The sequence below is a fragment of the Ruegeria atlantica genome (assembly GCF_001458195.1).
Lineage (GTDB): Bacteria > Pseudomonadota > Alphaproteobacteria > Rhodobacterales > Rhodobacteraceae > Ruegeria > Ruegeria atlantica.
Genome location: NZ_CYPU01000021.1, coordinates 51,344 through 66,081 on the forward strand (window position 1 = coordinate 51,344; position 14,738 = coordinate 66,081).

The 14,738-nt window shown below is 58.8% G+C and carries 18 protein-coding genes and 1 other RNA gene; 7 read left to right on the forward strand and 12 right to left on the reverse strand.

Annotation, left to right across the window (positions count from 1 at the left end; all coding sequences use genetic code 11):
- Positions 1–7: 7 nt before the first annotated feature.
- From RUA4292_RS06100 to RUA4292_RS06135, 8 genes are all read right to left on the reverse strand, one after another.
- Entirely contained in the window at positions 8–676 is a 669-nt protein-coding gene (locus tag RUA4292_RS06100) for a nitroreductase (protein ID WP_058276796.1), read from the reverse strand.
- Positions 677–755: 79 nt separating this feature from the next.
- Complete coding sequence (locus tag RUA4292_RS06105) at positions 756–1,865, reverse strand: TFIIB-type zinc finger domain-containing protein (RefSeq protein WP_058276797.1); 1,110 nt, start codon at positions 1,863–1,865, stop codon at positions 756–758.
- Positions 1,865–2,341 (reverse strand): protein tyrosine phosphatase family protein, encoded by a 477-nt coding sequence (locus RUA4292_RS06110; protein ID WP_058276798.1) that lies wholly within the window; start codon positions 2,339–2,341, stop codon positions 1,865–1,867. The genes RUA4292_RS06105 and RUA4292_RS06110 overlap by 1 nt, the downstream gene beginning before the upstream one ends.
- A 17-nt stretch (positions 2,342–2,358) precedes the next feature.
- A complete protein-coding gene (locus tag RUA4292_RS06115; protein ID WP_058276799.1) occupies positions 2,359–3,504 on the reverse strand; it encodes an SPFH domain-containing protein in 1,146 nt (381 codons plus the stop codon).
- 21 nt (positions 3,505–3,525) lie between these two features.
- Positions 3,526–4,446, reverse strand: a complete 921-nt coding sequence (locus RUA4292_RS06120; RefSeq protein ID WP_058276873.1) for a DUF2927 domain-containing protein — start codon at positions 4,444–4,446, stop codon at positions 3,526–3,528.
- A 49-nt stretch (positions 4,447–4,495) separates the two neighbouring features.
- Positions 4,496–5,686 (reverse strand): toxic anion resistance protein, encoded by a 1,191-nt coding sequence (locus RUA4292_RS06125; RefSeq protein WP_058275612.1) that lies wholly within the window; start codon positions 5,684–5,686, stop codon positions 4,496–4,498.
- 29 nt (positions 5,687–5,715) lie between these two features.
- Positions 5,716–6,630 (reverse strand): 5-bromo-4-chloroindolyl phosphate hydrolysis family protein, encoded by a 915-nt coding sequence (locus RUA4292_RS06130; RefSeq protein WP_058276800.1) that lies wholly within the window; start codon positions 6,628–6,630, stop codon positions 5,716–5,718.
- A gap of 174 nt (positions 6,631–6,804) precedes the next feature.
- Entirely contained in the window at positions 6,805–7,614 is an 810-nt protein-coding gene (locus RUA4292_RS06135) for a pseudouridine synthase (protein ID WP_370737412.1), read from the reverse strand.
- 61 nt (positions 7,615–7,675) lie between these two features.
- On the opposite strand from RUA4292_RS06135, the gene RUA4292_RS06140 reads away from it, so the two are divergent.
- Complete coding sequence (locus RUA4292_RS06140; RefSeq protein ID WP_058276802.1) at positions 7,676–8,125, forward strand: nucleoside deaminase; 450 nt, start codon at positions 7,676–7,678, stop codon at positions 8,123–8,125.
- Between the two features lie 2 nt (positions 8,126–8,127).
- Here the strand turns inward: RUA4292_RS06140 and RUA4292_RS06145 are convergent, their stop codons facing one another.
- Positions 8,128–8,820, reverse strand: coding sequence for a metal-dependent hydrolase (locus RUA4292_RS06145; protein WP_058276874.1), 693 nt, complete (start codon positions 8,818–8,820; stop codon positions 8,128–8,130).
- 60 nt (positions 8,821–8,880) lie between these two features.
- On the opposite strand from RUA4292_RS06145, the gene RUA4292_RS06150 reads away from it, so the two are divergent.
- Positions 8,881–9,537, forward strand: a complete 657-nt coding sequence (locus RUA4292_RS06150; RefSeq protein WP_058276803.1) for a ceramidase domain-containing protein — start codon at positions 8,881–8,883, stop codon at positions 9,535–9,537.
- Here the strand turns inward: RUA4292_RS06150 and RUA4292_RS06155 are convergent.
- Together RUA4292_RS06155 and RUA4292_RS24915 are read right to left on the reverse strand one after the other, a co-directional pair.
- Positions 9,528–10,091: a DUF4202 domain-containing protein gene (locus RUA4292_RS06155; protein ID WP_058276875.1), complete on the reverse strand. Its 564-nt coding sequence runs from the start codon at positions 10,089–10,091 to the stop codon at positions 9,528–9,530. The genes RUA4292_RS06150 and RUA4292_RS06155 overlap by 10 nt on opposite strands.
- A 140-nt stretch (positions 10,092–10,231) precedes the next feature.
- Positions 10,232–10,396 (reverse strand): hypothetical protein, encoded by a 165-nt coding sequence (locus RUA4292_RS24915; protein ID WP_186437502.1) that lies wholly within the window; start codon positions 10,394–10,396, stop codon positions 10,232–10,234.
- 237 nt (positions 10,397–10,633) lie between these two features.
- On the opposite strand from RUA4292_RS24915, the gene gatC reads away from it, so the two are divergent.
- From gatC to rnpB, 5 genes are all read left to right on the forward strand, one after another.
- Positions 10,634–10,921 (forward strand): Asp-tRNA(Asn)/Glu-tRNA(Gln) amidotransferase subunit GatC, encoded by a 288-nt coding sequence (gatC, locus tag RUA4292_RS06160; protein WP_058276804.1) that lies wholly within the window; start codon positions 10,634–10,636, stop codon positions 10,919–10,921.
- A 3-nt stretch (positions 10,922–10,924) separates the two neighbouring features.
- A complete protein-coding gene (gene gatA, locus RUA4292_RS06165; RefSeq protein WP_058276805.1) occupies positions 10,925–12,412 on the forward strand; it encodes an Asp-tRNA(Asn)/Glu-tRNA(Gln) amidotransferase subunit GatA in 1,488 nt (495 codons plus the stop codon).
- A 40-nt stretch (positions 12,413–12,452) separates the two neighbouring features.
- Entirely contained in the window at positions 12,453–13,151 is a 699-nt protein-coding gene (locus RUA4292_RS06170; protein WP_058276806.1) for a hypothetical protein, read from the forward strand.
- Positions 13,090–13,812, forward strand: a complete 723-nt coding sequence (locus tag RUA4292_RS06175) for an N-acetylmuramoyl-L-alanine amidase (RefSeq protein ID WP_058276807.1) — start codon at positions 13,090–13,092, stop codon at positions 13,810–13,812. The genes RUA4292_RS06170 and RUA4292_RS06175 overlap by 62 nt, the downstream gene beginning before the upstream one ends.
- Before the next feature lie 122 nt (positions 13,813–13,934).
- An RNA gene (rnpB, locus tag RUA4292_RS06575) (RNase P RNA component class A) lies at positions 13,935–14,334 on the forward strand.
- Positions 14,335–14,342: 8 nt separating this feature from the next.
- Here rnpB and RUA4292_RS06180 read toward each other — a convergent pair.
- A complete protein-coding gene (locus RUA4292_RS06180) occupies positions 14,343–14,675 on the reverse strand; it encodes a GYD domain-containing protein (RefSeq protein WP_058276808.1) in 333 nt (110 codons plus the stop codon).
- Positions 14,676–14,738 lie beyond the last annotated feature (63 nt).

Sequence of the window (14,738 nt, forward strand, 5' to 3'; positions counted from 1 at the left end):
GGCGTGGTTATCCGACCCAACGAGCGATCTCGTCCAGATCGGCCCGGTCGGTTCGAAACCCGTTCGCAGGGTGGTCTGCATCCGAGTATCCGAATGAGATTGCGCACAAGATCAACCGATCATCGGGAATGTCGAAATACCGGTGCAGAAACTTGCCATAGCTGGCCACGGCGGCCTGAGGGATTGTGGCCACTCCCAAGGCTTGCGCGGCGAGGGTGAAAGCCATGACAAAACCTCCGCAGTCCATTGCTCCGTAAGGGCCAAGGTCGGCAGGGCTTGAGATGATCGCACAATGCGGCGCACCGAAGAGGGCAAAGTTTTCCATCATTTGCTTGGCCGAACCGACGCGGTCCCCGCGCTGCACGCCCACGGCTTCGTATAATGCCCAGCCACATTCGCGACGTCGTTCCTGATAGATACCGGTATACGCCGTTGGGAACGGCAGGTCGGGTTCCGGTGCGCCGGTTGTGACTTCGTTTTGCAGCGCTTTTCGAAAAGCGTCAGTCTCGGCTCCACTGGTGATCACGATGTTCCAGGGCTGCGCATTACACCAGCTGGGCGCACGGGACGCGCTGGTCAGAATCTTTTTGATCTGGTCTTTGGGAACGGGTTCAGGTCGGAACGCCCGGCAAGAATGTCGCTCAGCCAGCAATCGATCCAAATCGGATAGCGTCACTCTGCCCCCCCTTCGTGTAGCCGAGGCGCAGGATGGCGGTAGGATCGGCGATGTTCAAGCGGTTAAAAGGGGACAGGTGCTACTGCTGACCAGTTGCCATGAGGTATCCGACACCCGCTGCAACCAGCAGACCCAACACAACAGCGATCGTGATCTTGATAGCGGACCAAGGGCGTTCGCCCTGAACACGCCCCGTTCTGCCGTTAACAACGAAACGATAGGTCTGGCCCCGGTATTTGTATGCGGCCAGCCAGACAGGCAGTAGAATATGTTTGAAGGTTACATTTTGCACATTCGTGTCGATTGCGTGAATGCGCTGCCGGTCACCGCCGATATCGAACCGAACATCCCGTTCGATCACACGGGCCATATGCCCGCGCGCTTCGGTATACCCGTCCTGCAGTTCGACTGTATAAGCCTCGGCCCGGAATCCGGCCAGATACTCGGGCTGGTAAGGTTCAAGCGCCGGCAGGTCCCAGGGTTCCAACGCGTCAGTATAGCGTTTCGGCAATGACTGGGACGCCAGCACAAGAACATCGTCAAAGAACCGGGCAACCCGACCGGATTTTGGGGACCACCGCACCTTTGCCACCTGCTGTTGCACGCGCTTGCCGTCACGCATGACGGTCTGGGTCTCGTAATACACCGTGCCCCGCTCGCCGCGATAAGCTGACTTGGTATCCGCGTCGAAGGTCCAGTAGGGGACGTAAATCCCCTGCATCTTGCGACCTTTGCGGGCATAATCCTTCAACCCGTTGGGCGCGAACCACAACTTGCCCAACCAGCTTGACATCGCCTTGTGAGCCGCGCGTTCATCCAAGGCAAAGGGCAATACGCCCTTGGGTTTGATATGCCGGTTTACACCGGTCTCTGTCACAACCGGCGTGGCACAAAATGGGCATTCGGCGGCATGGGTGTTGGGGTCAAACTCGACCTGAGCCGCACAGTTCGGGCAGGACAGAACTCGCGTTTCCTCAATTTCAGCATCTGGCAGTTTGTTCGCTAGCGCAGCGTTGAAATCCAGTTCTTTCAGGTTGGCACCGCCCCACGGCCCGGCTCCGATCTGTTCCGAGTGACCGCAGTGATCGCAGGTCAGCGTGCCATCGCCCGGATTGAATCGGTAATCCGCGCCGCATTGATCGCAGGGAAAACGATGTTCGGTCAACGGGTTGGCTGGATTCTCGTTCATCAGTACTCATAACCTAAAAAACGGTTCGGTTTGTCGATATCGGCTCCATGTCCCAGAAAGGCGGCCCAAACGCCTCCGGGACGCCAAATCCCATCCATAAGCGCTTCGGCGGCCTCAATGTCACCAGATCCATCCCGTGCTCTGCGCAGCATAAAAGCTGAAACGCGGGCATTGTAGATGCAGTGCACATGCACCGGCGTATCGCCGAGCGCATCCAGAGTTCTGACAAACGCGGAGTAGTTGTCTTCGGTCGGGTTCTCGAAATCCACCGGAATATAATGATAGGTCATACCGGCTGCTGCGACAGTTCCGGGTTCGTCCGCAAGCGCCCCCTTGTTGGCATGCGGTCCCAAGTTGATGATATCCGTGATCCGAGCATCCGCCAGCGCTGCGATCTGTTCTTCGGTCGGCTGGCCTGATAAAGTCAGCCGCTCATCGACGCGACGAAAATTGAGGATATCTGTCAGCGACGCCATTTCTTACGTTTCCGAGCCTAAGCTCCCGGCGGTGGTGGCGGCAAGATCGTGAACAACTGCGCCAATTCCTGAACATCCCCGGCCTTTTTCCAACCGTCCTGACCCGCTGTCCAGACATGGGTGTCGCGCGTGATCTCACCATCTGTCGCCATACGACCCATCTTGGCCTTGGAAAACGGCCCGCTGGTTTGCCCGTCCACCGCGATATGCCACACGTGCTCAACCGGAGGAGGTGGCGGTGCCGCATGCGCCGCTGGTTGCGGGGCAGCGGGGGCGGAACCGCCCCACGGTCCGCTTGGTTGACCCGCTGCCATGTTTGCCATCTGGTTGGCCATCGCCATGCCCATGCCCATGCCAAGACCCGCACCCATGCCTCCACCTTGTCCGGGGTTGTTGGCGGCTGCAGTCATCGCCTCGGCGGCGGAATACTGAGTGAATTTGCCCAGATCGCCCGCCAATCCCATCGACGTCCGCTTGTCCAACGCAGCCTCGACGGCAGGCGGTAGCGAGATGTTTTCGATGTAGAACTCCGGCATTTCAAGCCCGTACCCTTCCAGCACGGGCGAGACTTCGGCCGCGATCAGTTTGCCCAGATCGGCGGTGTTGGCGGCCATGTCCAGAACCGGAATGCCGGATCCGGCGATCACGCGGCTGAATTCCTGCACAATGATGTTGCGGATCTGAAAGCTGATCTCGTCCATTGTGAACTCGCCGTCGGTGCCGACGATCTCAATCAGGAATTTCGCCGGGTCCTTGACCCGGACCGTGTAGGTGCCAAAGGCGCGGATACGGGTCGGTCCGAACTCCGGATCGCGCAGCATGATCGGGTTCTTGGTGCCCCATTTCAGATCATTGAAACGCGTCGTGTTGACGAAATAGATCTCGGACTTGAAGGGCGATTGAAACCCGTGATCCCAATGCTGCAGCGTCGTCAGGATCGGCATGTTGTTGGTCTCAAGCATATAAAGACCGGGCGTAAACACGTCTGCCAGTTGTCCCTCGTGCACGAACACCGCTGCTTGTCCTTCGCGCACCGTCAGTTTGGCGCCGTACTTGATGGCATGTCCTTCACGCTCGAATCGCCAGACCATGGTGTCACGGGTGTCGTCGACCCAGTGAATGACGTCGATAAACTCTCCGGTCAGAAAATCGAAAATACCCATTGGGGTCTCCTTTTCTTGGGCTCAGAGCTGCTGGCCCATCAATTCGCGTGCAATGATCCGTACCACGGGGCGGGCGTCCTCGGCTGTCACACCGGGTTCAAGGCGCGGGTCATAAAGCATTGTCAGAAGTTTCTCGTCATGGCTGGTCAACAGCGCAAACTCATCATTGTCGTTGAATATCGACGGCCGTGCCGCCGGGCTGTCATTGGATAATCCAAGCCCCTGCGCAATTTCCTCGTGGATGCAACTGCGCCGGGTCAGGTCCGGCAGTTCAGCCCGGATGAGAGTGACAGCCCGCACAAATTTATACGGTGAGGTATTGGTAGGAGACGCAAAAACAAGACAGTCAATATTGGCGCGCGGGTTTGCAACCAAATCCAGTGAAGGCGTGCTGATGCCCGGAATCAGCTGTTTCAGGCGTTTCACCACATAGGCGCTGTCATCCTTGCCTGCAAAGAAGACATGGAAATTGGCCTTGCGATTGACGACCGAGATCGGGTGATCCGTCAATTTACTCAGCCGCTCCGCGAACGCCTCGACGTCAGCCGCGTCTTTTTTGCGTATCTCGGGTGCCACGGACGGGGCGAACTCGGTCTGAATCCGCACAGGTCCTGCCCACCGGCTAAGCTGTCCGTCCGTTCGCCGAATGCGTGTAGTTACAGCGTGATCGGGGTATTCGCTGTAAAAGGCTATAGCCTCGAAATTACGGGCAAGATCATCGGCATCATAGGGTGTGTCGGGACCGCCTCCGTCCACGCGCAACATATCGCGGGTCAGCAGGTCACGTTCGACCCGCTGATAGAACCGGGCCAGATCCTGACTTGCCGCAGACGGGGGAACATAAGCATTGGGTGCCGGTGCAGGTGCCACCGGGCGCGGTTGCGGCACAACGGACGACGTCAGCGCCTCATCGCAATTGGCCAGCGCCAACAGCGCCACCATACCCAACAAGGGTTTCAGATATCCCGGCACCGGCACGTCCAGCCTGCCTTTAGCTCGAAACCGCAGTTCCAGCGTTGTCGCCAACGCCGTCTTTGCGCGCCTTGGCAGAGGCAAGGGTGTCGCGCAGCTCGGTCTCCATCTTCTGCAGTTCCTGTTCGGCTGCGGCGCGTTTGGCCTTGCCTTCGTCAGCAATTGCAAGACTTTCGTTGATCGTACCGATCAGGTCAGCATTGGCTTGCTTGACCGCCTCAATATCAAACACACCGCGTTCCATTTCCTCGCGGATCATCTTGTTCGACTCGCGCAGGTTTGCCGCGTTCGAGGTCAGCAGCTCATTCGTCAGGTCATTCGCATCACGCACGGCCGCAGCTGCCTCGGCGCTACGCTGGATGGTGACGGCCTGCGCCAGTTGCGTTTCCCACAAAGGCACGGTGTTGACGAGGGTCGAGTTGATCTTGGTCACCAGCGACTTGTCGTTTTCCTGCACCAACCGGATCGAGGGCAGCGATTGCATCGTCACCTGTCGTGTCAGCTTCAGGTCGTGAACACGCCGTTCCAGATCATCCCGCGCTGCACGCAGGTCACGCAGCTCTTGCGCTTTCATAACTTGTTGGTCTTCGGGCGCGGCCTGAACTTCGGCTTCTTTTTCGGGGATGTTCTGGCTGTCCAGCTCAGTCAGTTTTTCTTCACCTGCTGCGATATACAGCGCAAGCTCGTCATAAAAACCCAGCGTCTTTTCATACAACAGGTCCAGCGACTTGATGTCTTTCAGCAGCGTATGCTCGTGGCCCAGCAAATCGTCGGTGATCCTGTCGATCTGCCCCTGAACGTCTTCAAACTTGGCGGTAAACTGGGCGAAAGGCGCAGCCTTGCCCAACAGCTTTTCCCACCAGCTGCGTTCGCGCCGGACATCCAGCTCACTGACTGAAAACCCGCGGATCGTCGTGACGATATTGCGCAGACTGTCCCCGGCAGGTCCGACATCTTTGTTGCGGACATCCGCCAGCATGGCCTGGCTGATTTCCTGCAATTCCGCCTGGGCAGACGACCCGAACGCGACGATGGAATTGGTGTTATCCATGTCGATCTCGTCCATGCGCTTGCGGATTTCGGCGCTGACAGGTTCGTCGGCTTCCTCAAGCAAGACGATTTCGGCGGTCGGGTCGGGCAGGGTGACAGCGGTCACTTCCTGCACCAGCGTTTCAGCCTCGACCGCCTTGTTCTTGATGTCATCGGACATGGGGTAATCCTCTCTCAAATTGTGGCCGGTCAGTCCAACCGGACGCCTTCGCGTTGCAGCCTTTCGCGCAACACATCAATTTCAACCGTCAGATCACTGCGGTCGTCCAAAAGCAACTTGCGGGTACGCGCCGCGAAATTCTGTTCAAGATCATCCAGGAGGGACGAATAATCCTCCAGCGCCTGGGCATCGCGTGTGCGGGCATAAACGTCAGCAAACTTGACCGTCGCGTCACGGGCGCCCTTTAAGTAAACGGTCAGGTATTTACGCGCACCGGCCAGATCGCGGGGGTCTTCCTCGACCGTGCGGAACAGGTCGCGAGCGGTATCCTGAAAACGTTCAACCCGGGCCTCGATCCTGCGGTCGCCAGCGCGTTTGATGGCGTCGGTCATCTCGGACAGATGTGTTTCAGCATCTTCCACGACGCGGGCAACGCGGTCTTGCTGGAAAGTGTCGATGCCTTCCATGCCTTTGTCAGTCATCGGATCAATTCCGAAAGAGACAGAGTGCAGGACGCCGGCCATCAAGCCGAACAGAATCGGGGCGATCAGGCTGGCCTCAGACGCTGCGGCTGCATCCAGATATTCGGTGCGATAAGCGGCCAATCCGACGCCAAGTCCGGTCAATAGGCTGGAGAATATCTTTCTGGGAAACGCCGGGCGACGGGCCGTGCGGCGAGCGTTGTAGGCGGATTCGGCCCGCAGCCCTTCGCGCAGCAGAAATGCTGCGGCTGTCAAAAGACCCGCTGCGATCAGGCCAATAGTCAATCCGACGGCCCCGTCGTTCAGAGACAAAAAAACCAAGGCAACAGCCGGGAGAAACAACAGGTTAGCGCGGGCTCCGGCCGGTTCGACCCGCGCGACGTCAAACTGTCCGCGCGGAGGATGATTCGGAGAAGAGGCGTCGTCTTGTGGGCTGAATTTCCCGCCATACCGTTTGGCCATGTGCTTACAAGCCTCCCAATACGCCGGTGCAGACGCCGAACATCAGCATCAACAACACGACATAGGCCAGTTTTTGCACTCCGGTCCCGGACATGGCGCCCCCCAAAAATGTCCCTTGGGGAAATCTAGGCCATGAGAGGCCGTGGCGCTAGGGGGAAGGTTGCCTAACCTGCGTCACTTGCGAGGTTTCTTGCCGATTGGGGGCCGATTTCGCTGTGGACGGGCGGGTCGTTTGGCCGGTGCTTCGGGCTCGGCTTCCAGACCCAGTTGATCGCGCATGACCCGCCGGCGGATTTCTTCGACTTCACCGGGTTTCAGGCTTCCCAGTTGGAAGGGGCCGTAGGACACACGCAGCAGCCGGTTCACCGCAAAACCGATATCTTCTATCGCACGACGAATTTCACGGTTCTTGCCCTCACGCAGACCGATGGTCAGCCAGGCATTTGCACCCTGCTGGCGGTCCAGTGTGACGTCCATCGGCAAAAAACGTTCCCCATCGATCACAAGCCCTTTACGAAGCGGTGCGAAATCCTCGTCCTTGGGGCGGCCATTTACCCGCACGCGGTATTTGCGTAGCCATCCGGTCGAAGGCAGTTCCAACTTGCGTTTGATGCCGCCATCATTTGTTAACAGCAGTAACCCTTCCGAGTTCAGGTCCAACCGCCCAACGCTCACGACCCGGGGCATATCCTCGGGCAGTTTGTCGAATATCGTCGCGCGTCCTTTTTCGTCACGTGTCGTTGTCACCAGACCAGAAGGCTTGTGATACAGCCACAGGCGCGAAGGTTCCGGTTCCGACACCGGTTTGCCGTCGACAAAGATCTTGTCCTTGGCGGTGACGTTCAGCGCAGGGCTGTCGATGGTCTTGCCGTTTACACTCACACGACCTGCTTCGATCATGCGTTCAGCTTCACGGCGCGAGGCAACGCCTGCGCGGGCAAGGACTTTGGCGATCCGGTCGCCGGGAGGAGGGGTTTTGGTCATCCGCAGCCCATAGCGCATCCCGGCCGCTTGCGAAAGACAGGTTTCTGTTGCAGTCAGAGGCATGGTGTTCAGATCGCACATGGATAAGGCGCTGGTTGAAGCGCGCGCTGCGGCGGATCGTGGTGAAGTACCTGTGGGCGCTGTTATTGCCGGCCCCGATGGCGTGATCGTGGCCTCTGCGGGCAACCGAACACGAGAGCTGAACGATCCCACCGCCCATGCCGAGATACTGGCCCTGCGTGCCGCATGCGCCGCAGCCGGATCCGAACGTCTGCCCGATCACGATCTCTATGTGACGTTAGAGCCTTGCGCGATGTGTGCAGCGGCTCTGGCAGCGGCGCGTATCCGGCGCATCTATTACGGGGCCGCCGATCCGAAATCAGGCGGCGTTGCTCATGGCGCGCGGGTTTTCACCCATACACAAGCACACCACGTGCCAGAGGTTTACGACGGCATCCGAGGGCAGGAGGCCGCCGAGCTTTTGAAAGAGTTCTTCGCCGCGCGGCGTTAACCTCAAAGAGTAATGGCCTTCATCACCTCGGGTTCGATGACATCGACCCCTGGCAACCCGTCGACCAGCGCCTGAGCTGATTGTTCGAGGATCGGGAAGGTCTTGTAATGGCAGGGAATCACGGTCTTGAAATTGAAATACCGCTTGGCCGCATATGCCGCGCCCTTCATGTCCATCGTGAAGTGACCGCCTGCCGACAGGATCCCGATATCGGGTTTGTAGTAATCCCCCATCCAATCCATATCGGCCATGATGTCGGTATCGCCCGAGACATACAGCATGCGCCCGTCCGAGGCGATCATGAACCCAACCTCGCTGCCGCCAGTACGCAGCCCGTCAGGGGTAGAAAAGGTCGAGCTGTGCGAGGCTGGCACCATCGACACTTTGACGCCGTTCAGGTTCACGGTGCCGCCCTTGTTGTAGCCTATAGTTTCCAACCCGTCGGACTCGCTCCAATACCCCATCAGGTCGTATTGTCCGACCACGGGGACGTTCAGGTGCTTGGCCAGCGACACGACATCGGCGACGTGATCAAAGTGTGTATGCGTCAGAAGGATATGAGTCGCACCGTTTAGAGCGTCATCATGCTGTTCCTCGGACAAGACTGGGTTACCCGTCAGCCAGGGGTCGACCAGCAGAACCTGTCCGCCGGTTTCGATGCGGAAACTGCCGTGTCCAAGCCAAATGATGTTCATGAATTCATCCTCCCAAAACAAGCTGTTGGCATTAACTTAGCATCGGCTATGTAAAAGTTCATGGACTGGTTTCAGGAAATTGATGGCTATTGCGAGCGCTTGTCGCCCGCCTATTGGGCCGAACCGATAAACGCGGTGACAAACGCGGCGTTTCTGATTGCTGCGTTTGTCATGTGGCGGCGCGTGCGCGGGCAGGGGATGCCGCTGGCGATGGTGCTGGTCGTCATTCTCGCCGCTATCGGGCTTGGCAGTTACCTGTTCCATACCCACGCGCAGGTCTGGGCCGCCATGGCGGATGTTCTGCCGATTTTGCTATACATCCTGGTCTACATCTTCGCGATCAACGGGGACGTCTGGCACATGCGGCCGCTTCCGGCCGGGATCGTGACGGCGCTGTTCATTCCCTATGCCGCGGCGACGGTGCCCCTGTTTCAGTTGGTTCCGGGTTTGGGTGGGTCAGCAGCCTATGCCCCGGTGCCGCTGCTGATCTTGATCTATGCGTTCCTTTTGCGCCGCCGGGTGCCGGACACCGCCCGTGGTCTGGCCATCGGGGCGATGATCCTGATCGCATCGATCACCTTTCGTACGCTGGACGAACCCATATGTGGGCAGATCCCGTTTGGCACGCATTTCATGTGGCACATCCTGAATGCCCTCATGCTGGGCTGGATGATCGAGGTGTATCGTAGTCACCTGACCCGCGCGGCTCAGGCCTGAAACGCTGCGGCCAGTTCCGCGGGCAGGTCAAATTCAGACAGCACGCGTGCTCGGCCTTGATCCGACATCTTGCGCGCGGTTTTCTCGACGATGCTTTGGATTTTCTCGGCCGAGTGCTTTTCGGCGAACGGTGCGAAATACCATTTAAGGAAAACGAAACAGATCACATCCTCCAGCGCCTGCACCTCGTCGTCGCGCTTGATGCCTTGTTTGCGCAGCATGCGACCGGCGGCCTCGACATCGTCGGCGCTGTAGCCGTTCTTTTCCATCAAGCCCGTCACAACGTCAGCATGATGAACGCCCTGCGCTTTGCGCCATGTCAGGTATCCAGCGCGACCTTCCGGATATTCACTGCGCGCCAGTTTCCACCGCTCCACGTGCTGACCCCGCGCAGCGATCTGCAGTGGGTCGGATGCATCTGGGAACAATCGGTCCAACTCGGCGCTCATGCGTTGACCATACAAAAGCTCGGCTGGCTGGCTGTCTTCCAGATTGGGATCTTGTGAGTTGGCCGCATCAATTGCGTCCAGAACAGCTTGCTTGCGCGCGTTCATCTTCCGCTCCGTTGGCTTGCCGGGTCTGCAGGGCAGGCCGGCGGGCACTTGTGGACCACCATAGCGATACGCCGCGCGGAACGCAGCAGGCAATCGGCGGCCCGGGGCATTTGGACCCGACCCGCCGATTGCGGGCTAAGTTATTTGCCCGGTTTGTTCTGATCCTGAGTGACAGGTTCCGACACCTGATCGGGGAAAATCAGGCTGCGAGTCAGGGTGTCCATGCTTGGGCCAAAAGCGCCCGCCTGAGCTTGCGCAGCAAGAACCGTAGTGGCCAGTACAAAGGCAGTCATGAACGTTTTCATCGTTTTTCTCCATATAAGGCTGTGCCGTGCCCTATGAAATGAACAGTTCAGTTCAGTATTTCAAGATGTGAAGTGAACTAATCGGTTCATTTTTTTACTTAGGGGTATTCAGAAATGAATGATCGGACAGGATTTATGGACCTTTGCCATGCGCTCACGGGTGGATCAGTGCCTTGGCGGTCTTGCGACCCGGCGACCAGACAGGTAAATGCCCCCTAACGCATATGAGGATATCCGATGTCGATTGACCAAAGCAACGCCGCCAAGGTGGCCAAACTGGCCCGGATCAAGGTCGAGGATGACGCGCTGCCTGCGCTGGCATCCGAATTCAACACCATCCTTGGCTTCATCGAGCAACTCAACGAGGTTGATATCGAAGGTGTCGAACCGATGGTTTCGGTCGAGCCGATGCGCCTAAAACGCCGCGAGGATGTGGTCACTGACGGCAACCAGCAAGACAAGGTTCTGGCCAATGCCCCTGATGCGCGCGAAGGGTTCTTCGCTGTTCCCAAAGTTGTGGAGTAAGACATGAGCGATCTGAACAAACTGGGCCTGGCCGAAGCGCGCGACGCTCTGCGCGCTGGCGACGTAACCTCTGTCGAGCTGACCGAATCCTGCCTGAAGGCGATCGATGACGCCGACGCACTGAACGCTTTTGTCCACAAAACGCCCGAAATCGCGCTGGAGCGCGCCAAGGCGGCGGATGAGCGGATCAAAGCAGGCGACGCGCCGTCGATGTGCGGCCTGCCGATCGGCATCAAGGATCTGTTCTGCACCAAAGGCGTACCCTCGCAGGCGGCATCTAAAATCCTCGAAGGGTTCAAGCCCGAATACGAATCCACTGTGTCTCAGCAACTGGCAGATTCTGGCGCGGTGATGTTGGGCAAGCTGAACATGGACGAATTCGCCATGGGCTCGTCTAACGAAACTTCCGTGTATGGAAATGCGGTCAGCCCATGGCGCCGGGGCAATGACGATGCGCAACTGACACCCGGTGGATCGTCCGGTGGGTCGGCCTCGGCCGTCGCTGCCGATCTTTGTCTTGCCGCCACCGGCACCGATACCGGCGGCTCGATCCGCCAGCCTGCTGCATTTGTTGGCATTACTGGTATCAAGCCGACTTATGGTCGTTGCTCGCGCTGGGGCATCGTTGCGTTCGCTTCTTCATTGGATCAAGCCGGGCCGATGACCAAGAACGTGCGCGACGCTGCGATCATGCTCGAGGCCATGTGTGGTCATGATCCCAAGGATTCGACCAGCACCGAACTGGCCGTTCCGAATTTTGAGGCGATGCTGACCGGCGATATCAAAGGCAAGAAAATCGGTATCCCCAAGGAATACCGTATGGACGGAATGCCTGCGGAAATCGAAAAGCTGTGGGCCGAAGGCGCTGAGATGCTGAAAGCAGCAGGCGCCGAGATTGTCGACATTTCGCTGCCGCACACCAAGTATGCGCTGCCCACATACTACGTGATTGCCCCGGCCGAAGCGTCCTCGAACCTCGCCCGCTACGACGGTGTCCGCTATGGCCGCCGCGCGCAACTCGCGCAAGGCGATGGCATTACCGAGATGTACGAAAAAACCCGCGCTGAAGGCTTTGGCCACGAAGTGCAGCGCCGTGTCATGATTGGCACCTATGTGCTGTCGGCAGGGTTCTATGATGCCTACTATAACCGCGCTCGCAAGGTGCGGACCCTGATCAAGAAAGACTTCGAAGATGTCTTCGCCGCAGGGATCGACGCAATCCTGACGCCTGCTACCCCGTCGGCGTCCTTTGGTCTGGGCGAGATGACCGAGGCGGACCCGGTGCAGATGTACCTCAACGACGTCTTTACCGTGACAGTGAACCTTGCCGGTTTGCCCGGTATCTCGGTTCCCGCAGGTTTGGACCAACAGGGATTGCCGCTGGGTCTGCAGCTGATCGGCCGCCCGTGGGAAGAAGGCGATTTGCTGAACACAGCTTATGCGTTGGAAAGTGCCGGTGGATTTGTGGCCAAGCCGGGCAAATGGTGGTAATCCTCGGATCAGGCAAGACCAGCTAAAACGGAGCAGCTGAATGCGCTTTACGCTTCTGATCCCCGCAATCGGGCTTATGGCCGCCTGTAACACGGTGGCCCCGGTCCAGGGTACAGGATTCAACACGCCTCAATATCAGGCGCAGCGCGAGGCGGCGCTAGCCGGACAAGGCTATACCGGCAACCCATTGACTGGCCCTGCTGAGGCTTCAGAACAACAACTGGGCGCACCCGGCAGCACCCCAACCGGGGATAACGCTGATATCGCGTCGGCAACGGCAGCTGCATTGGCCAACACGTCGGGGCAAAGCACGTTGACGCAAGTTCCGCTGTCTGCCGCCAGTAACAATGCGATCTCCGACGAACAGGATTTCGCGGCTGTATCAGGACGTCGCACGATCGAAAACGACGCGGCCCTGATTCAACAGAACCGCCAGACCTACGAAGTTGTCAACCCGACTGCTGTTCCGCAGCGCGGATCGGCCGGCCAGCCCAATATCGTACAATACGCTCTAAGCACCTCGAATCCCGTCGGCACGCAGCTATACAGTCGCGCAGGCCTTAATCTCGAGGCTAAAGCCCAGCGGAATTGCGCCAAGTTCCCGTCGCCTGATCAGGCTCAGATCGAGTTCCTGGCCAATGGTGGCCCACAGCGTGATCGCAACGGGCTGGACCCGGATGGCGACGGATACGCTTGTGGCTGGGATCCCAGTGCCTTCCGTAGCGCCGTCAACAACTGACGCATTGGCGCCGATCTGGCACCTATCGCCCAATTTCGGGCTGCGTAGGGACGGGTTGAAGCCGTCCCTGATCGTTTTGCACTATACGGCTATGAACAACGCGCAAGAAGCGCTGGACAGGTTATGCGACCCCGTCCACGAAGTGTCGGCGCATTACCTGATTGGTGGTGACGGGACGCTCTGGCAGTTGGTGCGGGAAGAGGACCGCGCCTGGCACGCAGGGGCGGGCGAGTGGCACGGTCAGAGCGACATTAACTCCCGTTCGATTGGTATCGAATTGGATAACACCGGCAAACACCCGTTCTCAGAACCGCAAATGCAACGGTTGGAGAAATTGTTGCATAAGGTTATGCACCGTTGGGCCATCCAGCCAAACGGCGTTATCGGCCATTCCGACATGGCACCCGGGCGAAAATTCGATCCGGGTCCACGATTTGACTGGCTGCGCCTCGAGCGCAACGCGCTGGCCGCACCGCGCGAACAAGGCGATGGTCGACAAGATGCCCCACAGGACCGATTTCGTACTCTGGCCCAAGCGGCCGGATTCAGTGCTGAAGTAGACGACGAAACCCTGCTGAGTGCCGTTCGTCTGCGATATCGCCCCTGGGGCAAAGGGCCATTGCGGCCAGCCGACTTCGCGCCCTTGACCCCACATTCCTGATCCGCACTTCATCTGGCAAAATTATCCCGGGGTTGAATTGGCCGCAGGCCAAGAAGGTGCTGGCCCCTTCGCACGCTCTCTACTCTTGACGCGGCTTGGCACAAGGCATACCCACCGCTTGCGCGGAGGGCCGGATGGCCGCTGGGGTCGCAAGGCCCGAGAGGAAAGTCCGGACTCCACAAGACAACGGTGCCGGGTAACGCCCGGGCGGGGAAACCCGACGGAAAGCGCCACAGAAATCAGACCGCCCTGGACTTCGGTCCGCGGTAAGGGTGAAACGGTGGGGTAAGAGCCCACCGCGCCGCTGGCAACAGTGGCGGCACGGCAAGCCCCACCGGGAGCAATGCCAAATAGGGTCCCCTCGCGGGCCGGTCGGCGTCAGCCGATACCGCCGCTAGGCACGTCCTGGCCAAGAGGGACCGGGTTGGCAGCTTGAGCCGCGCAGCAATGCACGGCCTAGAGGAATGGTCATCGAAGGGGGCAACCCCGGAACAAGATCCGGCTTACAGGCCCTCCGCGCATAACTCTGTTCACTTACCGGGCGGCGTGTAAGCCCCGGTCAGTTTGGCGGCCATCTTGGTAATGGCGGCAAAGTCTTTCGCCTTCCAGGCGCGTACTGTTTCGACGTTTGATACTGCACCCGAGGCCGCAACGGCCATTCCAATTGCTACTGCGTCAGTGCCATCCGGAACTTCGCTTACGACCACCACGTCATTTTCGCCGGTCGTCATATAAAAGCCCAAAAGCTTGCCGCCGACTTTTTTCAACAACGCCCGGACGGCCGCCGTGCGGTCTGCGGGCTTCTTTAGCATTCCTTTGACGCCATCCTGGGAGTAGGTCGCATAAGTGATGAAAATAGGCATCAGTCTACTCCTTGTTTCAATGGTTTGGAACGCTGAAATTGGCCGGTTCCGCGGCCTGGAAAC